Raw genomic sequence first — 19,293 nt, 5'->3', positions numbered from 1 at the left:
CTCGCCTGGCCTTGAGAATCCGATGTCGTCCACCTCGCTGCATCCCTGGTTGCTGCGCCTCATCCCCCTGGTGTTCCTGGCCCTGTGGTCCGCCGGATTCGCCGTGTCCAAGGTGGGCCTGGCCTATGCACCACCCTTCACCCTGCTGGCGATGCGCTATGCCCTGGCCTTCAGCGTGCTACTGGTCGCCTTCCTCATCCTGCGCCCGCCACTGCCGCGTACGCGGCGGGAGTGGGCGAATCTGGCCGTGGTGGGCTTTCTGATCCAGGGCGTCTATTTCGGCATGAGCTATGGCGCCCTGGTGATGGGCGCCTCGGCCAACGTGGTGGCCATGGTCGCCTCGTTGCAACCCATCCTGGTGGCCCTGGGCGCACCGCTGCTGGTGGGCGAGCGGGTGGCGCCGCTGCAGTGGCTGGGGCTGGCCCTGGGACTGCTCGGCGCCATCGGGGTGATCCTAGCGCGGGCGAGCGTCGCCGTGGAGTCCGTGGCGGGCATCTTCCTGGCGGTGGGCGCGCTGCTGGGCATGACCAGCGCCGTACTCTATGAAAAGCGCCTGGGCGTGGCCCAGCATCCGGTCACCAACAACCTGGTGCAGTACAGCGTCGGTCTGCTGTGTTGCGCGCCCCTGGCGCTGCTGTTCGAGCACACGCCGGTGCACTGGGCGCCGGCCTTCATTGGCGCCCTGGCCTATCTGGTGCTGGCCAATTCGCTGCTGGCCATCAGCCTGCTGGTGTGGATGATCCGCGCTGGCGAGGCGGCACGGGTCAGTGCGCTGTTCTTCTGCGTACCGCCAGGCGCCGCTCTGAGCGCCTGGTTGCTGCTCGGCGAAACCTTGCCACCGCTGGCCTGGGTGGCCATGGTCATCGCCATCGGCGGGGTGCTGCTGGCGACCCGGGCGGGAAGCAAGGCGGCGCGCTGAGCCGCGCCGCCCGCCGTCAGGCCGTCTTCAGCCCCGCCAGCACCTTGTCCACCGTGAGCGGATAGTCGCGGATGCGCACCCCGCAGGCGTTGTAGACGGCGTTGGTGAGGGCGGCTCCTGCGCCACAGATGCCCAGTTCGCCGACGCCCTTGATCTTCAGCGGATTGGCCTTGTCGTCCACTTCCGGCAGGAAATGAGCTTCGATGGCGGGGATGTCCAGGTGACAGGGGTAGTGGTAGTCGGCCAGGTCATGGTTGACGAAGTGACCGTGACGGGTATCGATCACCCCGTCTTCGTGCAAGGCGCTGCCCACCCCCCAGATCATCCCGCCGAGCATCTGCGAATGGGCGGTCTTCTCGTTGAGGATGCGCCCCGCGGCGAACACCCCGAGCATGCGCCGCAGGCGGATCTCACCGGTGAGGGCGTGCACCCCCACCTCGGCGAAGAAGGCGCCGTAGCCCTGCTGGGAATAGTCCTTGAGCGTCTGCCCCGGCTTGATCTCGCCGATGGCCTGGAGATCATGCTCGCGCGCCAGTTCGGCGAGGTCGCGACTGCCGTTGTCGGCGATCAGCCGGCCGCCGACGAAACGGGCGCTGGCCGGATCCAGTCCCGCCGCTTGCGCCGCCTTCAGGCGTAGGTTCTCGCAGGCGACATAGACCGAGGAGCCGGAACTGGCCGCACCGAAGGAGCCGCCGGAGCCGGCCCCGGCCGGATCGTCGCTGTCGCCCAGCAGCACCTTGACCCGCTCCACCGGCAAGCCGAGGGACTCACCGGCGATCTGCGCCAGGATGGTGTAGGTCCCGGTGCCGATGTCGGTCATCGAGGTCTTGACCGTGGCCGTGCCATCGGCCTCCAGGCGCACGCCGGCCTGGGACGGCCTGAGCATGTTGGCGCGACTGGCCGCCGCCATGCCCATGCCGATCAGCCAGTCGCCATCACGCACCTGACCGGGCGTGGCATTGCGCCGGTTCCAGCCGAAGCGGCGGGCGCCGTCCTGCATGCACTCCACCAGCTTGCGGGAGGAGAAGGGGATGTGCTTTTCCGGGTCCTGGCTGGGTTCGTTGCGGATGCGCAGCTCGATGGGATCGAGCGCGAGCATGACCGCCAGCTCGTCCATGGCGCTTTCGCTGGCGAGCATGCCCACGGCTTCGCCGGGCGCGCGGCAGGAGCCGGACTCGGGCAGATCCAGCTCGACCATGCGGTGCGCCACCAGGCGGTCATCGCCGGCATAGAGGGTACGCGAGGACAGACCGGTGGGTTCGTAGTAGGTCAGACCACGAGCGGAATGGGACCAGCCCTCGTGGGCCATCGCCTGGATACGACCATCGCGGTCGGCACCCAGGCGGATGCGCTGCACCGTGGCCGAGCGGTGGTCGGTGATCTGGAACATCTGCTGGCGGGTGAGGGTGACCTTGACCGGCCGGCCGATTGCCCGGGCGGCCATGGCGCCGATCAGGGCGTCGGCATAGATCGGCAACTTGCCGCCGAAACCGCCACCGATATAGCGCGCCACGATGCGCACCTTGTCCTTGGGCAGCTGCAGGGTGTTGGCCACGCAACTCTGCGCCTGCTCGACGAACTGAGTGGAGCAATAGATCGTCACCCGGTCGCCGTCCCACTGGGCGAGGCTGGCGTGGGGCTCCATCTGCGCATGGATGTGGTAGGGCGTAGTGTAGCGCTGGTCGAGCTTGATCGGCGCCCGGGCGAAGGCGGCGTCGACATCGCCCGAGGCGGTGTCGGTGGGCTGATCGCCATCCGGTGGCTTCACCGCCTGCCCGAGGTTGGCGGCCAGATCGAAGACGCCCGGTTCGGCGGCGTAGTCGATCTCCACCAGGGTCGCCGCCAGGCGCGCCTCCTCGAAGGTCTCGGCCACCACGAAGGCCACGGGTTCGCCGAAATAGCGCACCTGGTCGCTGTCCAGATAGGGCTTGGGCCGGGTGAAGCGGCCGCTGTTGTCCGGCTCCCGGGCGGCCTGGCGCGGCGCGTTGCGATAGGTCAGGATGCTGAGCACGCCCGGCGCGCTTTCGGCGGCGGAGGTGTCCAGTCGAGCGATGCGGCCCTTGGCGATGGTGGCGCCGACGATGAAGCCATAGGCCACGCGATCATTGCGGAATTCGAAGCTGTAGGGCGCCTGGCCGGTGACCTTGAGCAGGCCGTCGACGCGATCGATGGGCTTGCCGATCAGGCCGCCGCGATTCTCATCGATCAGGTTGCGGCCAGCGGGTTCATTCATTTCCATGCTGCTGTCCTCAGGCCTGGTGGCGAGCGTCGGCCACCCCAGCGCGCAGGACGCGGCGGGTCAGCTCGAGTTTGAATTCGTTGTGGCCATAGCCACGGGCGCCGGCGAGCAGGGCATCGCCAACGGCGGCGAGATCACCGTCCGCCGCCTGGCCGGCAAAGGCTTGATCAGCCGCCGCTACCCGCCAGGGCTTGTGCGCCAGGCCGCCGAACGCCGCACGACCGCTGCGGATACGCGTGCCGTCCAGCTCGACGATGGCCGCCATGGACACCAGGGCAAAGGCATAGGAAGCGCGATCGCGCACCTTGCGATAGACCTGGATGCCGGGCGGTGGCGGCGGCAGGGTCACGGCGGTGATGAGTTCGCCGGGTTGCAGCACCGTCTCGATCTGCGGGGTGTCCCCGGGCAGGCGATGAAAGTCGGCGATAGGAATGCGCCGGGTGCGGCCAGTGGCTTCCCGGGTTTCCACCGTGGCGTCCAGCACCCGCATGGCCACCGCCATGTCGGAGGGGTGCACGGCGATGCACTGGTCGCTGGCGCCAAGCACCGCGTTCATCCGATTGAAGCCGCCCAGGGCCGCACAGCCACTGCCGGGCTGGCGTTTGTTGCAGGGCATGGCGGTGTTGTAGAAGTAGGAGCAGCGGGTGCGCTGCAGGAGATTGCCCCCGGTGGTGGCCTTGTTGCGCAACTGCGCCGAGGCACCGGCCAGCAAGGCGCGCGACAGCACCGGATAGCGCTCGCGCACCCGAGGGTCCGCGGCCAGGGTGGAATTGCGCACCAGGGTACCGATGCGCAAGCCGCCGCCCTCGGTGGCGCTGATCTGATCCAGCTGCAGGCGATTGATGTCCAGCACCTGGCTGGGAGTCTCGATCTCCAGCTTCATCAGATCCAGCAGATTGGTACCCCCGGCGATGAAGCGACTGCCCGCCTGGACGCCCTGGCGGCTGGCGTCGGCCTCGTTCTGGACACGCCGATAGTCGAAGACTCTCATGCCTGTCCCCCCGCCATCTGGATGGCCGCGACGATATTGGGATAGGCACTGCAGCGGCAGAGATTGCCGCTCATGCGCTCGCGGATCTCTTCCTCGCTCAGGCGCATGGGGCCATCGAGGCGCGCCGAGACGTGGCTGGGCATGCCGGCCTTGACCTCGTCGAGCAAGGCCACCGCCGAGCAGATCTGCCCCGGGGTGCAATAGCCGCACTGGAAACCGTCCTTGGCCAGGAAGGCGGCCTGCATGGGATGCAGCCGCTCGGCGTTGCCCAGGCCCTCGATGGTGGTGACGGCGTCGCCTTCATGCATGGCCGCCAGGCTCAGGCAGCTGTTGATGCGCTGGCCATTCACCAGCACGGTGCAGGCGCCACACTGCCCATGGTCGCAGCCCTTCTTGGTGCCGGTGAGGTGCAGGTTTTCGCGCAGGGCATCGAGCAGGGTGGTGCGGCTGTCGACCTTGAGCCGGCGCGCCTCGCCATTGATCTGCAGGGTCAGGGGCAGCAGCCGCGGCAGGCGGGCGGCGATGGCCTGGGGTGTCAGGGGCGCGCCACCGCTGGCCTGGGCAAAGGTGTAGCCGGGAATGGCGCTGGTCGCCACCAGCACCGCGGAAGTGCCGAGGAACTGGCGCCGGGACAGGCGCCAGGGTGCATCGGAGTCGGAAGCCATGGTCGGATTCTCATCGTTGGAGGCGCATCACGGGAGTTCTGATGACTGCCCCTTTGCCGACGGGGTTCAGGCCACTGGGCCGCTGGTGGCAGGAGCCGCCATACCGGATGTGTCCTGCCCATGCCCAAGGGCTCTGGATCAGTACTCCCAACGCTTCGCTGAGCAGGCTTCAACGTCACGTTGAATACCGCTGGGCAGGGGTGCTGAACCGCTTCCGGTCGGCAACAGTCCCTTACCTGAGGTGGCCTTTCGCTGCCACCACCTATTCCGACCACGGGGGCATCTGCACCCCGCGGCTTTAACCGTGAGGTCCGCCATGAACGCCACCCCCGCGCGCCAGGTTCAGCCCCTGGCCGAACCCGAGTCCCATACCATCGCCCTGACTCTCAACGGCAAGCAGCTGCAACTGGCCGTGGAGCCCTGGACCACCTTGCTCGATCTCCTGCGCGACCACCTCGACCTGACCGGCACCAAGAAGGGTTGCGATCATGGTCAGTGCGGCGCCTGCACCGTGCTGGTCAATGGCACCCGCATCAACAGCTGTCTGGCCCTGGCGGTCATGCAGGACGGCGCCGAGGTCACCACCGTCGAGGGCCTGGCCCAGGGCGACCAGCTGCACCCCATGCAGGCCGCCTTCGTCGCCGAAGATGCCTTCCAGTGCGGCTATTGCACCCCGGGGCAGATCTGCTCGGCGATCGGCATGCTCAAGGAGGGCCACGCCCACAGCGAGGCCGAGGTGGCCGAGCAGATGAGCGGCAACCTCTGCCGCTGCGGGGCCTATCGGAACATCCGCGCCGCCATCGAGCGGGCGCGTCCGGATTGCCAGCAAGGGGAGGGCCGCGAATGAACCGCTTCGGTTATGCCAAGCCCAACGCCGTGCCCGATGCCATCCGCCAGCATGGGCCCCAGACCCACTTCATCGCCGGCGGCACCAATCTGTTGGACCTGATGAAGGAAAACGTCGAGCGTCCCGAGCAACTGATCGACGTCAACGGCCTGCCCCTGCGCGAGGTCGAGACCACCCCCGAAGGCGGTCTGCGCATCGGCGCCCTGGTCAAGAATGCCGAGGTGGCCTACCACCCCGAGGTGCAACGCCGCTATCCGCTGCTGGCCAAGGCCATCCTCGCTGGCGCCTCGCCGCAGTTGCGTAACATGGCGTCTACCGGTGGCAACCTCTTGCAGCGCACCCGCTGCTACTACTTCTATGACGTGGGCACCCCCTGCAACAAGCGCGAGCCGGGCTCTGGCTGTGGTGCTCGCGAGGGGCAGAATCGCATCCATGCCATCCTGGGCCACAGCGAGCAGTGCATCGCCACTCACCCCTCGGACATGTGCGTGGCCCTGGCCGCCCTACAGGCCAAGGTCGAGGTAAGCGGGCCCCAGGGGGATCGCGTCATCGACTTCGCCGATTTCCACCGCCTGCCCGGCGACACCCCGGAGCGCGACACCAATCTCGCCGCCGACGAACTCATCACCGCCGTGACCCTGCCGGCGGAAAGCCTGGCGGCCCACAGCGCCTACCTGAAGATCCGCGACCGCGCCTCCTATGCCTTCGCCCTGGTCTCGGTGGCGGCAGCCCTGGAACTGGATGGCGAGCGCATCAAGCAGGTGCGTGTCGCCCTGGGTGGCGTGGCCCATAAGCCCTGGCGCCTGCCGGAGGCCGAGCAGGCGCTGGTTGGCCAGGTCGCGGACAAGGCAGCCTTCGGTCAACTGGCTGATCGCCTGCTGCAAGGCGCCCAGGGCTTCGCCCACAACAGCTTCAAGATCGAACTGGCCCGGCGCGCCATCGTCCGTGCCCTTACCGAAGCCGCCGGAGGTACCCTGCAATGACCTTCGTCCATCTGCAAAAAGCCGTTCCCCGCGTCGACGGTCCGCTCAAGGTCACCGGCCAGGCCCTCTACGCCGGCGAATTCAGCGTGCCGGATCTGGCCTTTGGTTTCGTGGTCAACGCCACCATCACCAAGGGTCGCCTGCTCGGCCTGGACGTCAGCGAAGCCCTGGCCCAGCCCGGTGTCATCGAGGTGCTCAGCCACCTCAATCGACCCAAGATGGCCAGCTATGACGAGAGCTATACCGACATGGACGCGGCCGATGGCAAGCCCTTTCGGCCGTTGTACAACGATCGCATTCTCTACAGTGGCCAGCCCATCGCCCTGGTCGTCGCCGAGACCTTCGAGGCCGCACGTCACGCCGCCGCGCTGATTCGCGCCCAATACAGCGAAGAGGAGCACGCCACCGACCTGGCCCAGGCCCGCGACCAGGCCCACGAAGCGCCTATGGAGTTGCCGGAGAATCGGGGTAACGCCCCGGCAGCCTGGGCCGCGGCGCCTACCCGTATCGAAGCCGAATACCACTCCGCGGCGGAATTCCACAATCCCATGGAGATGCACGCCTCGACGGTCATCTACCACAAGGACGGCAAGCTGACGGTGCACGACAAGACCCAGGGCGTGCAGAACAGCGCCCAGTTCGTCAGCAGCATCTTCGGGCTGGGCGAAGGCGACGTGAAGGTCATCTCGCCCTTCGTCGGCGGCGCCTTCGGGTCCGGTCTGCGTCCGCAGTACCAGCTGGTGCTGGCGACCATGGCCGCGCTGCAACTCAAGCGCTCGGTACGGGTCACCCTGACCCGCCAGCAGATGTTCACCTTCGGCTATCGCCCCGAGACCTATCAGCAGGTCAAGCTGGCCTGCGACAGCGACGGCAAGCTGCAGGCCATCGATCACAGCGCCCTGGGCATCACCTCGCGGTTCGAAGACTTCACCGAGATGGTGCTGGTCTGGTCGGCATCGCTCTATGCCTGTCCCAACGTCAAGCTGGCCTACCAGCTGGCCGCACTGGACGTCTACACCCCGCTGGACATGCGCGCGCCGGGGGCTGTACTGGGTGTCTATGCGCTGGAAAGTGCCATGGACGAATTGGCATACGCTGCCGACATCGATCCGCTGGAGCTGCGTATTCGCAACTTCACCAATGTCGATCCGGCCAAGAACAAGCCCTATTCCAGCAAGGAGCTGCTGGAATGCTATCGCCAGGCCGCCGAGCGTTTCGGCTGGGAGCAGCGCAGCATGGCGCCACGTTCCATGCGCGATGGCAACCAGCTGGTCGGCTGGGGCATGGCGACCGGGGTCTGGGAGGCCATGCAGCAACCCGCCACCGCCAAGGCGGTGATGAACATCGACGGCAGCCTAGTGGTAGCCAGTGCGACCGCCGATATCGGCACCGGCACCTATACGGTGATGACCCAGATCGCCGCCGAGAACCTCGGTCTGCCGCTGGACAAGGTGACCTTCAAACTCGGTGATTCCACTCTGCCCAAGGCGCCCCTCGAAGGCGGTTCCTTTACCGTGTCTTCGGTGGGCACCGCCGTGAAACTGGCCTGCGACCAGCTGCGCCAGCAACTGCTGGATGCGGCAAAGGAGATGGACGACTCCCCGCTAGCCAAGGCCGAACTGGAGCAGGTGGTGTTCGCCGATGGCGGCATCAGTCTCAAGACCAATCCGGCCCAGCGTGTCGACTTCACCGCCATCCTCAAGGCTTCGGGTTCGCCGTCCATGGAAACCTTGGCCAGCGCCGAGCCGGCGGAAGAGCGCGACAACTACGCCACCGGTACCCACTCGGCGGTGTTCGTCGAGGTCAAGGTCGACGAAGACTTCGGCAGCGTCCAGGTCAGTCGCGTGGTCACCGCGGTGGCCGCCGGCCGCATCCTTAATCTCAAGACCGGCGAGAACCAGGTAGCCGGTGGCATCGTCTGGGGCATCGGCATGGGCCTGCAGGAAGAGGGGATGATGGACACTACCGAAGGCCGCTGGATGAACCACAGCCTCGCCGAGTACCACTTCCCGGTGCAGGCCGATGTTCATCAGCTGGAGGTGATCTTCGTCGAGGAACACGACGAGATCGTCAATCCGCTGGGCGCCAAGGGCATCGGCGAAATCGGTATCGTCGGGGTAGCGCCGGCCATCGCCAACGCCATCTTCCATGCTACGGGCAAGCGGGTTCGCGACCTGCCCATCACCCTGGACAAGGTCTTCGCCGACGAGCTGCTGCATTGATGTAATGTTGTTGGGCTTCGACGATGGAGCCGTCTCAACCCAACCTACGCGGCATGATCATCCCGTGGGTTGGCGCTGAGCGCAGTGAAGCCCAACATCCGCGAACCTCTGCAACGAAAAAGGCCCGCCTCCAAGAGGCGGGCCTTTTTCAGGCAGTCGGTAAAAAGATCCTTCGACTCACTCGGCGTGCGACGCGCCTTCGTGTTCGATCTGCTCCTTGTATTCCAGGGCATCGGCTTCGCTCTGGTAGACGCCGACCAGTTCCCCTTCCTGCTTCACGTCCCACAGATGCATGCCCAGGCCACGGGCTTCGCGGGACATCTGGTCTTCGTCACGTTCGGTTACGGTAATGGTCATGCTGTATCTCCTTGGTCGAGCCCGCGCTACGGCAGGGCTTGAAAACCCATACTAGAGCGTTTCGCTTCAGGACCAAGGCGTATCTCGGCAACAAGTCGTTACAACTTCTGCGACAATCTGTCGCGCTGCTCATGGTCATCATCGGCATCGCTCTATGCCGACATCAAGAGAATCCCTGTGACCGCTTGCGCTGCCTCTGCTCAGTTGAGGCTTGCCACCCTGGCCGACATAGAGGCGCTGTTCGCCATCCGTACCGCGGTCACGGACAACGCCCTTACCCGGGAGCAACTCGCTGAATTGGGCGTCACCCCTGAATCGATCGCCGAGCTGCTCGCCGCCGCGCCCTGTGCCTGGGTGGTGGAGGTGGGAGGCGAGGTGGTGGGCTTCAGCTTGGTCGATCTGGCGACCGGCGAGATCTTCGCTCTGTTCGTCAGACCCGACTGGCAAGGCCAGGGCTTGGCGCCCGTCTGCTAGCCGCCGCCGAGACCGCGCTATTCCGCCGTCATGCCCTGATCTGGCTGGTCACCGATGGGCGCCCGGCGGTACGGGCGAATGCCTTTTATCGGTCTCACGGCTGGCACAGGGTCGTCTCCCTCGAAGGGACGGATGTCCGCTACGAGAAATCCCGCACGCCTAGACAGGACCAAGGAGGCATCTCCTGATGGACAGCACGCGCACCGGTGGCTGCCTCTGCGGCCAGATTCGTTATCTCGTGACAGGCTCGCCACGGGATCCCCACAGCTGTTCCTGCGAGCAGTGCCGCCGGCATTCCGGGGCACCGACGCAGGTCTGGATCGAGTTGGACAAGGCCCAGCTGCGCTGGACCGGTCCGGGTGGCGAGCCGGCCCTCTGGCGCTCCTCGGCTACGACGTGCCGAGCCTTCTGCCCGCACTGCGGTTCCACGCTAGGCGCCGTGGATGACGGTCCGACCCTCGCCCTGGCGGTGGGTAGCCTGGATCGACTCGACGATGACGTTGTGCCGCTCTTTCATGCTTTCGCCGACCAGCGACCGGGCTGGTGGAATCCCTGAGCGGACGGGTCCCCGCTGAAAAGAAAACGCCCTCCAAAGAGGGCGTCTTTGCAACTACCAGGATCAGTTGGCGCCTTTCACCGTGCGCCCGTTGACCGAGCCTTCCTTGAGGCTGGTCTGGTATTCCTTGCCGTCGCTCTCCTGCTGGTAGAGACGCACCAGCAGGTAGTCCCAGTCCTTGGCGAACCACAGTTCGGTCTTGCGGCTGCTCTTGGTGGGATCGCGCACGCGCTCCACCTTGATGGCATCGAACAGACCCAGCGGGGTGCGGATGCGCTCCGGGCCGATGACGCGGAAGTCGTAGGTGTCGATGCCGTCGCCGTCGACGATCTGGTAGCTCATGCTCTTCTTGCCGTCGGCCACGTCCTGCTGCAGCTTGAGCTGGTAGGTCGACTTGTCCAGCAGACCGCGATCCAGGGTCAGATTGACCGGATCATCCTTGTCCTTGCCGGTGACCTTCTTGCCGGCCCAGTCGAAGGTCAGTTCGCTCTCGCGGCTCTTGCCCAGCCCGCTGCGCTTGTACTGGTAGGTGTCCGGCAGGAAGGCTTCGCCCTCACGGCGGAAGGTGCTGGACTCGTTGAGGCCGGCGACCAGCATGGAGGCTTCGAACTTCAGCTCCCAGCGGCCATCGGCTTCCTTCTGCAGCGAGCGCTCGGCCGAGCCGCTGACCGGCATCTGCTTCCAGTCGGCGGTGTAGCTGGCCGTGAACGGCTGCAGGTCGAAGGCGAAGGCCGAGGCGCTGCAGAGAGTGGCCAATAGGAACAACAGACGTCGCATCAGTTTCTCCTTGGATCAGGAAGGGGAGGCCGCGGCCGTCAGCGACGGCAACGTGGCCCCGGTAGGCGGCAGCACCTCGCCGTCGAGCTCGGCACCCAGGGTGCCCAGCCGCAGACGACCTTCGGCGAACAGCCGCACCGCCACAGGATAAAGGAGGTGCTCGGCGGCGTGTACCCGTGTCGCCAGGCTCTCCGACGTATCTTCAGGCTGCACCGGTACCCGCGACTGCAGAACGACCGGACCGCCATCCAGCTCTTCGGTGACGAAGTGCACGCTGCAGCCGTGCCAGGCATCGCCGGCATCCAGGGCGCGCTGGTGGGTGTGCAAGCCCTTGTACAGCGGCAGCAGTGAGGGATGGATATTGAGCAGGCGACCCTGGTAGCGCCGCACGAAGGCCGGCGTGAGGATGCGCATGAAGCCGGCCAGCACCACCAGATCGGCGCCCTGGGCGTCGATGGCGGCTGCCAGGGCCGCATCGAAGCTTTCGCGATCGGCATGCTCGCGGTGGTCGATCACCTGGGTGGCGATCCCGGCCTGTCGGGCCCGTTCCAGGCCATAGGCCTCGGCGCGGTTGGCGATCACCGCCGCGATCCGCACGGGCGGGGTCGCGGCGTCGATCAGAGCTTGCAGGTTGCTGCCGTGGCCGGAGATGAGCACCACCACGGCGCAGTCGGCAGGACTCATCCGTGCTGTTTCAGATTGTTCAGCACGACCTGGTCGGCGCCCTCGGCGGCCTGTTCGATACGGCCGATGACCCAGGGCTGCTCGCCCTCGGCACGCAGCACCTGCAGGGCGCCTTCGACCTGATCCTGGGCCACGCAGATGACCATGCCCACGCCACAGTTCAGCACGCGGTGCATCTCGGTCTCGTCGACGTTGCCCTGCTGTTGCAGCCAGTCGAATACCGCCGGACGCTGCCAGCTGGCGACGTCGAGCACCGCCTGGGCACCCTCGGGCAGTACCCGCGGGATATTGTCCAGCAGGCCGCCACCGGTGATGTGGGCCATGGCCTTGACCGCGCCGGTGTCCTTGATCAGCTTGAGCAGCGGCTTGACGTAGATGCGGGTGGGCGCCATCAGCAATTCGGTCAGCGGCTGGCCGTCGAGCTGGATGTTCTCGATGTCGGCGCCGGCCACCTCGATGATCTTGCGGATCAGCGAATAGCCGTTGGAGTGCGGGCCGGAAGAGGGCAGGGCGATCAGGGCGTCGCCGGTGGTCACCTTGGAACCGTCGATGATCTCGGACTTTTCCACCACGCCGACGCAGAAGCCGGCCAGGTCATAGTCTTCGCCTTCGTACATGCCGGGCATCTCGGCGGTCTCGCCACCCACCAGGGAGCAGCCAGCCTGTTCGCAACCAGTGCCGATGCCGGTCACCACCTGGGCGGCGACGTCGACGTTGAGCTTGCCGGTGGCGTAGTAGTCGAGGAAGAAGAGCGGCTCGGCGCCGCAGACCACCAGGTCGTTGACGCACATGGCGACCAGGTCGATGCCGATGCTGTCGTGCTTGGCCAGGTTCATGGCCAGGCGCAGCTTGGTGCCGACGCCGTCGGTACCGGAGACCAGCACGGGCTGGCGATAGCCTGCCGGGATCTCGCACAGGGCACCGAAGCCCCCCAGGCCGCCCATGACTTCCGGGCGGGCGGTGCGCTTGGCGACGCCCTTGATGCGTTCTACCAGAGCCTCACCGGCGTCGATGTCTACACCGGCGTCCTTGTAGCTCAGCTGGGGTTGTTTGCTCATGAATCCTGGCCTTTGGCTAATGGCGAAACGAGCCGGCTGGCGCCAGCCGGCAATGAGGCGGGCGATTTTACCAGAAGCCGTGCCAAAGCACGCGGCCCGCCGTGGCCTCCGGTCCGGGTGGCGATGGCACCCGGCCAGCGCCCTGGGGTCTGAGCCTGATCGCCCATCCGTTCGCCGGGTGGGCAATGTTCGCTGCTACCTTCTGCGCAGCCCGCGACCCAGTGCCCTTGCTCGCGGGTCGGGCGGCTTTTAAGGTATGCCCCTTGCCCTTTCTATGGAATTGCCATGCGCCGTCTCGTCCTTCCGTTGCTCGCTTCGCTGCTGGTTCTGAGTCCGCTCGCGCACGCCGAGGTGGTGGGCAACCTCTACCAGGTCCGCGAGCCGGTGACCTCGCAACAACCGGACGAGCGCAATGCCGCCCTCAAGCGCGCCCTGCAGGTGCTGGCTGGACGCCTGACCGGCAATCCCCAGGCCGGCCAGACTCCTGGTCTCGCCAGTGCCCTGGCGGCGCCCGAGTCCCTGATCAGCCAGTACAGCTATGACGCCGGCCCGCCGGAGGTGCTGGTGGCCAACTTCGACCCGGCCGCCACCGAGCGTGCCCTGGGCCAGGCGGGGCTCTCGGTATGGGGCGCCAATCGCCCGGTGGTGATGATCTGGTGGCTCAACGACGCCGACAGCGGGGCGACCCTGGTAGGTGATGGCCAGCCCGCCAGCACCGGCGTCCAGCGTGGCGCCCAACGCGCCGGCCTGCCGATCCGCCTGCCGCTGGCCGATCTCAACGAGCAACTGGCCGGTACCGCCGCCAACATCGACGCCAGCGATCCGACCGCCCTGCGCCAGGCCTCCGAGCGCTATGGCGCCAATGCCCTGCTGGCGGTGCACGCCAAGTCCCAGGGCAATGGCTGGCAGGCCCAGTGGCGCCTGTGGAATAACGGCGCCGCGGAGCAAGGCAGCAGCCAGGCGGCCGATCAGGACGCCCTGGCCGCCGCCGTCCTGCAGGACGTGGCTGCGCGCCTGTCGAAGAAATTCGTTTCCCGTCCGGGCACCACCCAGCCGCTGACGCTGGTGGCCGACAACTCCAACTTCGAGCGCTATGCCCAGCTGCAGAAAGTCCTGGAGCCCCTGTCGAGCCGCCTGGTCAAGGTCGAGGGCACCCAGCTGACCTACGACCTCACCGCCAATCCCGACCAGTTGCAGGCACAGCTCGGTCTCGCCGGCCTGCAGCCCGCCTCCGCGCCGACCGCCCCTGCCACTCCGGCACCGGCGACCCAGGGTGTAGCCGTCGACGCCACGGCCGCGCCGAGCGCGCCTGTGGCCCAGCCAGCCCCGTCCGCCCAGCCGGCGCGTACCACCCTGTATTTCCGCTGGCCATGAGGGCCGACACCCAAGACTGAAGCGGCTGCTGCGAGGGGGCCAGGATTTGGTTAGACTTGGCGCCCTCGCGAAACTGCCAAGAGCCGTTCGAGCTGGCATGATGCCTTTACAGCTGCCCCTGGGCATTCGTCTGCGTGACGACGCCACCTTCGTCAACTACTACCCTGGCGCCAATGCCGCGGCGCTCGGCTATGTCGAGCGTCTCTGCGACGCCGATGCCGGCTGGACGGAAAGTCTGATCTATCTTTGGGGTGGCGCCGGCGCCGGTCGCAGTCATTTGATGCAGGCGGCCTGCCACCGCTTGGAGGAACTGGGCGAGCGGGCCATCTACCTGCCCATGGGTGAACTGGCCGACTATGGCGTCGAGCTGTTCGACAACCTCGAACAGTGCGAGCTGGTCTGCCTCGACGATCTCGATGCCCTGGCCGGCCAGCGACGCTGGGAAGAGGCGCTCTTCCATCTGTTCAATCGCCTGCGCGATGCCGGCAAGCGGCTGCTGATCTCCAGCACCGCGGCGCCACGGCAGTTGCCGGTGCAACTTGCCGATCTGAAATCGCGCCTGACCCTGGCGCTGGTCTTCCAGCTGCGACCCCTGTCCGACGAAGACAAGCTGCGTGCCCTGCAGCTGCGCGCCTCTCGCCGCGGCCTGCACCTGACCGACGAGGTCGGCCGCTTCATCCTTTCGCGCAACACCCGCAGCATGGACGCCCTGTTCGACATGCTCGAACGCCTGGATCAGGCCTCGCTGCAGGCGCGACGCAAGCTCACCATTCCCTTCGTCAAGGAAATCATGGGCTGGTAGCCGTGCCGGCTACCGCTACTTTTGCAGGCGCCCCGCCAGGGTCGCCAGGCGCTTGCCCAGGGCCCGGCACAGCGCCGTTTCCTGCTCGTCCAGCGCGCGCTTGCCATCCGCCCCGGCGAAATGACTCGGCCCATAGGGCGTACCGCCACCCTTGGTTTCCAGCAGGGCGCTCTCGCTGTAGGGCAGGCCGGTGATGAGCATGCCATGGTGCAGCAGCGGCAGGGCCATGGACAGCAGGGTGCTCTCCTGGCCGCCGTGCAGGCTGGCGGTGGAGGTGAAGACGCCGGCGGGCTTGTCCACCAGGGCGCCGGTCAGCCAGAGGCTGTTGGTGCCATCCAGGAAATACTTCATGGCGGCGGCCATGTTGCCGTAGCGCGTCGGACTGCCCAGGGCCAGGGCCGCGCAGTCGCGCAGGTCGTCTAGGGTGGCGTAGACCGCGCCCTGCTCGGGCACGGCCGGGGCGACCGCGGCACACTCGGCGGACACCGCCGGCACGGTGCGCAGGCGCGCGGCCATGCCGCCCATTTCCACCCCGCGGGCGACCTGGCGGGCCATCTCGGCGGTGGCGCCATGGCGGCTGTAGTAGAGCACCAGGACATAGGCTTCGGGGGTCATTGCAGGATCTCCAGGACACGCTCGGGGGGACGACCGACGACGGCGCGTGAGCCGCGCACGGCGATGGGTCTCTCGATCAGCTTGGGGTGGGCAGCCACGGCTGCGATCAGGGCGTCTTCGCCCAGCGTCGGATCAGCGAGGTTCAATTCGCGATAGATCTCCTCGCCGGTACGCAGCAACTGGCGCGCCTCCAGGCCCAGCTTGGCGAGCAGTGCGCGCAGGGTCGCGGCATCCGGCGGCGTGTCCAGGTAGGGCACCACGGACACGGCTAGCTCGCGGCTTTGCAGCAGCGCCAGCGCCGCCCGCGATTTCGAGCAGCGCGGATTGTGATAGAGGACGATTTCACTCATGGGCTGATCCATAGAAGGTAAGATGGCCATTGTAGCGGGTTGGCGAGGACTGCCGCGCCAGCCCTTGACCGTGCCTTTCGAGGAACCGCCAATGCCGGCCCGCTTGCGTGAACTGCTGTCCTTCGTTCGCTACCTCGCCGACCGCTTCATCGAAGACCGCGCGCCCAACAATGCCGCGGCCCTGACCTATACCACCCTGTTCGCGGTGGTCCCGGTGATGACCGTGACCTTCGCCATGCTCTCGGCGATACCCGCCTTCCAGGGCACGGAAGTGCAGATCCAGGCCTTCATCTTCCGCAATTTCGTGCCCTCCACCGGGGCGACCCTGGAAGAATACCTGCGCAACTTCATCGAGCAGGCGCGGCACCTGACCTGGCTGGGCGTGGCCCTGCTGGCGGTGACGTCCTTCTTCATGCTGGTGACGGTGGAAAAGACCTTCAACGACATCTGGCGGGTACGCATTCCACGACGTGGGGTCTCCAGCTTCCTGCTCTACTGGGCCGTGCTCAGCCTGGGGCCCCTGCTGCTGGGCGCCGGCTTCGCCATGAGCACCTACCTGGCCTCGGTGGCCCTGGTGTTCGGCTCCTACGGCATGTCCGGCGCCCAGGTGCTGCTCAAGGTCACGCCGCTGCTGTTCAGCATCGCTGCCTTCACCCTGATGTACGCGGCCGTGCCCAACACCCGGGTACCCCTACGCCATGCGCTGATCGGCGGCGCCCTGACCGGGGTGCTGTTCGAGGCGGCCAAGAGTCTGTTCGGTCTCTATGTCTTCTATTTCCCCGGCTACCAGCTGATCTATGGCGCCTTCGCCACGGTGCCGCTGTTCCTGGTGTGGATCTATGTCTGCTGGCTGATCGTGCTGCTGGGGGCGGAGGTGGTCTGCAGCCTGTCCACCACCCACCACTGGCGCCGCGCGCCCTTGCCGGCCTTTTTCATCCTGCTCGCCGTGCTGCGCGCCTTTCTGGAGCGTCAGCAGAGCGGTTCCAGCCTGCACCTGGGGCGGTTGCATCAGGCCGGTTGGAAGCTGCCGGAGCACGAATGGCATGCGGTGCTGGCCTTCCTGCAGCAGGAGCGCCTGGTGTGCCAGAACGACAGCGGTCACTGGGTGCTTTGCCGCGATCTGCATGGCTATGCGCTCCTGGATCTGCTGGATCGCGCGCCCTGGGCGCCGCCCGCGCCGGATTGCTGGCCGCCCGCCGAACGCTTTCCCGGTGACTGGTATCCGCAGCTGCAAGAGGCCTTCACCCGACTGCAGGCGCAGCGTCATGAACTGCTGGCCGGGAGCGTGGCTCACTGGCTCAAGGTCGCGCCAGTGCTGGAAGAGCGGGGAGCCTCGCGATGATGGACAGAGCGGCGCGTCACGGCCTGATCAGTGGCCGCGTTCAGGGTGTCTACTATCGCGAGAGCACGCGGCAGGAGGCGCAGCGGCTGGGCGTCACGGGCTGGGTGCGGAATCTGGCCGATGGCCGGGTGGAGTGCCATCTGGAAGGCCCGACCGAGGCGCTCGCCAGACTGGAAGCGTGGCTCTGGCAGGGACCGGCAGCGGCGCGGGTGACCGGGGTGGAGCTGGAGGAGGTGGCCTGCGCAGGCTTCACCGACTTCCAGGTCAGGCGCACGGACGCCTGACCTGGAACGGTAGCCCTCAGCGGGCTTTGAGGAAGCCGACGATCTCGGCCAGGGCGACGTTCTGGCTGTCGCTGTCGGTACGGCCCTTGTACTCGACCAGGCCTTCATTGAGGCCGCGCTCACCCACCACCAGGCGATGGGGGATGCCGATCAGCTCCATGTCGGCGAACTTCACGCCAGGGCTGGTCTTCTTGTCGCGGTCGTCCAGCAGCACGTCGAAGCCGGCCGCCTTTAGCTCGGCATAGAGGCGATCGGTGGCTTCCTTCACTGCCGCGTTCTCGTACTTCATCGGCACCAGGGCGATCTGGAAGGGCGCCAGGGCGGCCGGCCAGCGGATGCCGCGCTCGTCGTGGTTCTGCTCGATGGCGGCGGCGACCACGCGGGATACCCCGATGCCGTAGCAGCCCATGGTCAGGAGGGTGGGTTTGCCTTCCTCGCCCAGGACCGACAGCTTCATGGCCTCGCTGTACTTGGTGCCCAGCTGGAAGATATGACCCACTTCGATGCCGCGCTTGATCACCAGGGTACCCTGGCCATCCGGACTCGGATCGCCGGCCACCACGTTGCGCAGGTCGGCGACCTGGGGCAGCGGCAGATCGCGCTCCCAGTTGACGCCGAAGTAGTGCTTGTCTTCCTGGTTGGCACCGATGCCGAAGTCGCTCATCAGGGCGACCGAGCGATCGACGATGCAGGGAATCGACAGATTCATCGGGCCCAGGGAGCCGGGGCTGGCGCCAATGGCGGCACGAATCTCGGGCTCGGTGGCGAACACCAGGGGGCTGGCGACCTCCGGCAGGTTGGCCGCCTTGATTTCGTTGAGCTCGTGATCGCCACGCACCACCAGGGCGACCAGCTTGCCTTCCTCGGCGCCGCGTACCACCAGGGTCTTCACGGTCTTCTCGATGGCCAGACCGAATTTCTCCACCAGATCGGCGATGGTCTTGGTGTCGGGGGTATCGACCAGGCGCAATTCTTCGGTGGCGGCGCCACGCGCGGTTTCCCGCGGCAGGGCCTCGGCCTTCTCGATGTTGGCGGCGTAGTCGGAGCTGTCGCTGAAGGCGATGTCGTCTTCACCGGAGCCGGCCAGCACGTGGAATTCATGGGAACCGCTGCCGCCGATGGAGCCGTTGTCGGCCTGCACCGGACGGAAATTCAGACCCAGACGGGTGAAGACATTGCAGTACGCCTGGTACATGGCGTCATAGGTTTGCTGCAGCGAGGCCTGGTTCAGGTGGAAGGAGTAGGCGTCCTTCATCACGAACTCGCGACCGCGCATCAGGCCGAAACGCGGGCGGATCTCGTCGCGGAACTTGGTCTGGATCTGGTACAGGTTGATCGGCAGCTGCTTGTAGCTGTTCAGCTCGTTGCGCATCAGATCGGTGATGACTTCCTCATGGGTCGGGCCCACGCAGAAATCGCGCTGATGACGGTCCTTCAGACGCAGCAGCTCGGGGCCGTACTGCTCCCAACGGCCGGATTCCTGCCACAGCTCGGCGGGCTGGATCGCCGGCATCAGCACCTCCAGGGCGCCAGTGGCGTTCATTTCCTCACGCACCACGGCTTCCACCTTGCGCAGCACGCGCAGGCCCAGCGGCAGCCAGGTATAGAGGCCGGAGGCCAGTTTGCGGATCATGCCGGCACGCAGCAGCAGCTGGTGGCTGATCACCACGGCATCGGAAGGGGTTTCTTTGAGGGTGGACAGCAGGAACTGACTGGTACGCATGGCTAGGCGGTCTGTCGGCATCGAGACGGGA

At 66.6% G+C, this 19,293-nt stretch carries 20 protein-coding genes; 10 read left to right on the top strand and 10 right to left on the bottom strand.

Going from position 1 to position 19,293, the window contains the following annotated elements; all coding sequences use genetic code 11:
- Positions 1-22 precede the first annotated feature (22 nt).
- Positions 23-919, top strand: a complete 897-nt coding sequence (locus LRS53_RS15790) for a DMT family transporter (RefSeq protein WP_068385188.1) — start codon at positions 23-25, stop codon at positions 917-919.
- Between the two features lie 16 nt (positions 920-935).
- On the opposite strand, the gene LRS53_RS15785 is transcribed toward LRS53_RS15790, so the two are convergent.
- Genes LRS53_RS15785 through paoA form a run of 3 tightly spaced genes read right to left on the bottom strand, consistent with a single transcriptional unit; the run spans position 936 to position 4,814 of the window.
- A complete protein-coding gene (locus LRS53_RS15785) occupies positions 936-3,158 on the bottom strand; it encodes a xanthine dehydrogenase family protein molybdopterin-binding subunit (RefSeq protein ID WP_231356534.1) in 2,223 nt (740 codons plus the stop codon).
- Positions 3,159-3,168: 10 nt separating this feature from the next.
- Entirely contained in the window at positions 3,169-4,149 is a 981-nt protein-coding gene (locus LRS53_RS15780) for an FAD binding domain-containing protein (protein ID WP_231356533.1), read from the bottom strand.
- Positions 4,146-4,814, bottom strand: a complete 669-nt coding sequence (gene paoA, locus LRS53_RS15775) for an aldehyde dehydrogenase iron-sulfur subunit PaoA (protein WP_231356532.1) — start codon at positions 4,812-4,814, stop codon at positions 4,146-4,148. Before paoA ends, LRS53_RS15780 begins: the two co-directional genes overlap by 4 nt.
- Before the next feature lie 316 nt (positions 4,815-5,130).
- Between paoA and LRS53_RS15770 the strand changes: the two genes are divergently transcribed.
- From LRS53_RS15770 to LRS53_RS15760, 3 genes are read left to right on the top strand one after another with little or no spacing between them, the layout of a single operon-like run.
- A complete protein-coding gene (locus LRS53_RS15770; protein ID WP_133859726.1) occupies positions 5,131-5,661 on the top strand; it encodes a (2Fe-2S)-binding protein in 531 nt (176 codons plus the stop codon).
- Positions 5,658-6,644 carry an FAD binding domain-containing protein gene (locus LRS53_RS15765; RefSeq protein ID WP_231356531.1) on the top strand — a complete coding sequence of 329 codons (987 nt, stop codon included), beginning with the start codon at positions 5,658-5,660 and terminating at the stop codon, positions 6,642-6,644. The genes LRS53_RS15770 and LRS53_RS15765 overlap by 4 nt, the downstream gene beginning before the upstream one ends.
- Positions 6,641-8,866: a xanthine dehydrogenase family protein molybdopterin-binding subunit gene (locus tag LRS53_RS15760; protein ID WP_231356530.1), complete on the top strand. Its 2,226-nt coding sequence runs from the start codon at positions 6,641-6,643 to the stop codon at positions 8,864-8,866. Before LRS53_RS15765 ends, LRS53_RS15760 begins: the two co-directional genes overlap by 4 nt.
- Before the next feature lie 177 nt (positions 8,867-9,043).
- On the opposite strand, the gene LRS53_RS15755 is transcribed toward LRS53_RS15760, so the two are convergent.
- On the bottom strand, positions 9,044-9,223 hold the full coding sequence (locus LRS53_RS15755; protein WP_231356529.1) for a hypothetical protein: 180 nt from the start codon (positions 9,221-9,223) through the stop codon (positions 9,044-9,046).
- A gap of 177 nt (positions 9,224-9,400) precedes the next feature.
- On the opposite strand from LRS53_RS15755, the gene LRS53_RS23995 reads away from it, so the two are divergent.
- Positions 9,401-9,697 carry a GNAT family N-acetyltransferase gene (locus LRS53_RS23995; protein ID WP_442968515.1) on the top strand — a complete coding sequence of 99 codons (297 nt, stop codon included), beginning with the start codon at positions 9,401-9,403 and terminating at the stop codon, positions 9,695-9,697.
- A gap of 187 nt (positions 9,698-9,884) precedes the next feature.
- A complete protein-coding gene (locus LRS53_RS15745; RefSeq protein ID WP_231356528.1) occupies positions 9,885-10,253 on the top strand; it encodes a GFA family protein in 369 nt (122 codons plus the stop codon).
- Positions 10,254-10,316: 63 nt separating this feature from the next.
- Here the strand turns inward: LRS53_RS15745 and LRS53_RS15740 are convergent, their stop codons facing one another.
- The 3 genes from LRS53_RS15740 to purM are packed head-to-tail and all read right to left on the bottom strand — an operon-like array spanning position 10,317 to position 12,772.
- Entirely contained in the window at positions 10,317-11,030 is a 714-nt protein-coding gene (locus LRS53_RS15740) for a DUF3108 domain-containing protein (RefSeq protein WP_231356527.1), read from the bottom strand.
- Positions 11,031-11,045: 15 nt separating this feature from the next.
- Positions 11,046-11,714: a phosphoribosylglycinamide formyltransferase gene (purN, locus tag LRS53_RS15735; protein ID WP_231356526.1), complete on the bottom strand. Its 669-nt coding sequence runs from the start codon at positions 11,712-11,714 to the stop codon at positions 11,046-11,048.
- Positions 11,711-12,772, bottom strand: a complete 1,062-nt coding sequence (purM, locus tag LRS53_RS15730) for a phosphoribosylformylglycinamidine cyclo-ligase (protein WP_017638947.1) — start codon at positions 12,770-12,772, stop codon at positions 11,711-11,713. Before purM ends, purN begins: the two co-directional genes overlap by 4 nt.
- A gap of 285 nt (positions 12,773-13,057) precedes the next feature.
- Here purM and LRS53_RS15725 point away from each other — a divergent pair, with 285 nt between their 5' ends.
- Together LRS53_RS15725 and hda are read left to right on the top strand one after the other, a co-directional pair.
- On the top strand, positions 13,058-14,146 hold the full coding sequence (locus tag LRS53_RS15725) for a DUF2066 domain-containing protein (protein ID WP_231356525.1): 1,089 nt from the start codon (positions 13,058-13,060) through the stop codon (positions 14,144-14,146).
- A 97-nt stretch (positions 14,147-14,243) separates the two neighbouring features.
- Positions 14,244-14,948, top strand: coding sequence for a DnaA regulatory inactivator Hda (gene hda / locus LRS53_RS15720; RefSeq protein ID WP_064306685.1), 705 nt, complete (start codon positions 14,244-14,246; stop codon positions 14,946-14,948).
- 15 nt (positions 14,949-14,963) lie between these two features.
- Here hda and wrbA read toward each other — a convergent pair whose 3' ends face one another.
- Together wrbA and arsC are read right to left on the bottom strand one after the other, a co-directional pair.
- Positions 14,964-15,563 carry an NAD(P)H:quinone oxidoreductase gene (gene wrbA, locus LRS53_RS15715; protein WP_017638944.1) on the bottom strand — a complete coding sequence of 200 codons (600 nt, stop codon included), beginning with the start codon at positions 15,561-15,563 and terminating at the stop codon, positions 14,964-14,966.
- Positions 15,560-15,913 (bottom strand): arsenate reductase (glutaredoxin), encoded by a 354-nt coding sequence (gene arsC / locus LRS53_RS15710; RefSeq protein ID WP_231356524.1) that lies wholly within the window; start codon positions 15,911-15,913, stop codon positions 15,560-15,562. The genes wrbA and arsC overlap by 4 nt, the downstream gene beginning before the upstream one ends.
- A 91-nt stretch (positions 15,914-16,004) precedes the next feature.
- Here arsC and LRS53_RS15705 point away from each other — a divergent pair, with 91 nt between their 5' ends.
- Together LRS53_RS15705 and LRS53_RS15700 are read left to right on the top strand one after the other, a co-directional pair.
- On the top strand, positions 16,005-17,255 hold the full coding sequence (locus tag LRS53_RS15705) for a YihY family inner membrane protein (RefSeq protein ID WP_231356523.1): 1,251 nt from the start codon (positions 16,005-16,007) through the stop codon (positions 17,253-17,255).
- Positions 17,255-17,539, top strand: a complete 285-nt coding sequence (locus LRS53_RS15700) for an acylphosphatase (protein WP_442968530.1) — start codon at positions 17,255-17,257, stop codon at positions 17,537-17,539. Before LRS53_RS15705 ends, LRS53_RS15700 begins: the two co-directional genes overlap by 1 nt.
- Positions 17,540-17,555: 16 nt before the next feature.
- On the opposite strand, the gene LRS53_RS15695 is transcribed toward LRS53_RS15700, so the two are convergent.
- Positions 17,556-19,262, bottom strand: coding sequence for a proline--tRNA ligase (locus LRS53_RS15695; RefSeq protein ID WP_231356521.1), 1,707 nt, complete (start codon positions 19,260-19,262; stop codon positions 17,556-17,558).
- Between the last annotated feature and the right edge of the window lie 31 nt (positions 19,263-19,293).

Source organism: Pseudomonas sp. PLB05, assembly GCF_021106615.1.
Lineage (GTDB): Bacteria > Pseudomonadota > Gammaproteobacteria > Pseudomonadales > Pseudomonadaceae > Chryseomonas > Chryseomonas benzopyrenica.
The sequence above is the reverse complement of the archived record's forward strand: the minus strand, read 5'-3'. Positions and strand labels throughout refer to the sequence as shown.

Coding starts and splice junctions, on each gene's coding strand:
- LRS53_RS15790 (WP_068385188.1), top strand. CDS start 23: ATGTCGTCCACCTCGCTGCATCCCTGGTTGCTGCGCCTCATCCCCCTG.
- LRS53_RS15785 (WP_231356534.1), bottom strand. CDS start 3,158: ATGGAAATGAATGAACCCGCTGGCCGCAACCTGATCGATGAGAATCGC.
- LRS53_RS15780 (WP_231356533.1), bottom strand. CDS start 4,149: ATGAGAGTCTTCGACTATCGGCGTGTCCAGAACGAGGCCGACGCCAGC.
- paoA (WP_231356532.1), bottom strand. CDS start 4,814: ATGGCTTCCGACTCCGATGCACCCTGGCGCCTGTCCCGGCGCCAGTTC.
- LRS53_RS15770 (WP_133859726.1), top strand. CDS start 5,131: ATGAACGCCACCCCCGCGCGCCAGGTTCAGCCCCTGGCCGAACCCGAG.
- LRS53_RS15765 (WP_231356531.1), top strand. CDS start 5,658: ATGAACCGCTTCGGTTATGCCAAGCCCAACGCCGTGCCCGATGCCATC.
- LRS53_RS15760 (WP_231356530.1), top strand. CDS start 6,641: ATGACCTTCGTCCATCTGCAAAAAGCCGTTCCCCGCGTCGACGGTCCG.
- LRS53_RS15755 (WP_231356529.1), bottom strand. CDS start 9,223: ATGACCATTACCGTAACCGAACGTGACGAAGACCAGATGTCCCGCGAA.
- LRS53_RS15745 (WP_231356528.1), top strand. CDS start 9,885: ATGGACAGCACGCGCACCGGTGGCTGCCTCTGCGGCCAGATTCGTTAT.
- LRS53_RS15740 (WP_231356527.1), bottom strand. CDS start 11,030: ATGCGACGTCTGTTGTTCCTATTGGCCACTCTCTGCAGCGCCTCGGCC.
- purN (WP_231356526.1), bottom strand. CDS start 11,714: ATGAGTCCTGCCGACTGCGCCGTGGTGGTGCTCATCTCCGGCCACGGC.
- purM (WP_017638947.1), bottom strand. CDS start 12,772: ATGAGCAAACAACCCCAGCTGAGCTACAAGGACGCCGGTGTAGACATC.
- LRS53_RS15725 (WP_231356525.1), top strand. CDS start 13,058: ATGCGCCGTCTCGTCCTTCCGTTGCTCGCTTCGCTGCTGGTTCTGAGT.
- hda (WP_064306685.1), top strand. CDS start 14,244: ATGATGCCTTTACAGCTGCCCCTGGGCATTCGTCTGCGTGACGACGCC.
- wrbA (WP_017638944.1), bottom strand. CDS start 15,563: ATGACCCCCGAAGCCTATGTCCTGGTGCTCTACTACAGCCGCCATGGC.
- arsC (WP_231356524.1), bottom strand. CDS start 15,913: ATGAGTGAAATCGTCCTCTATCACAATCCGCGCTGCTCGAAATCGCGG.
- LRS53_RS15705 (WP_231356523.1), top strand. CDS start 16,005: ATGCCGGCCCGCTTGCGTGAACTGCTGTCCTTCGTTCGCTACCTCGCC.
- LRS53_RS15700 (WP_442968530.1), top strand. CDS start 17,255: ATGGACAGAGCGGCGCGTCACGGCCTGATCAGTGGCCGCGTTCAGGGT.
- LRS53_RS15695 (WP_231356521.1), bottom strand. CDS start 19,262: ATGCGTACCAGTCAGTTCCTGCTGTCCACCCTCAAAGAAACCCCTTCC.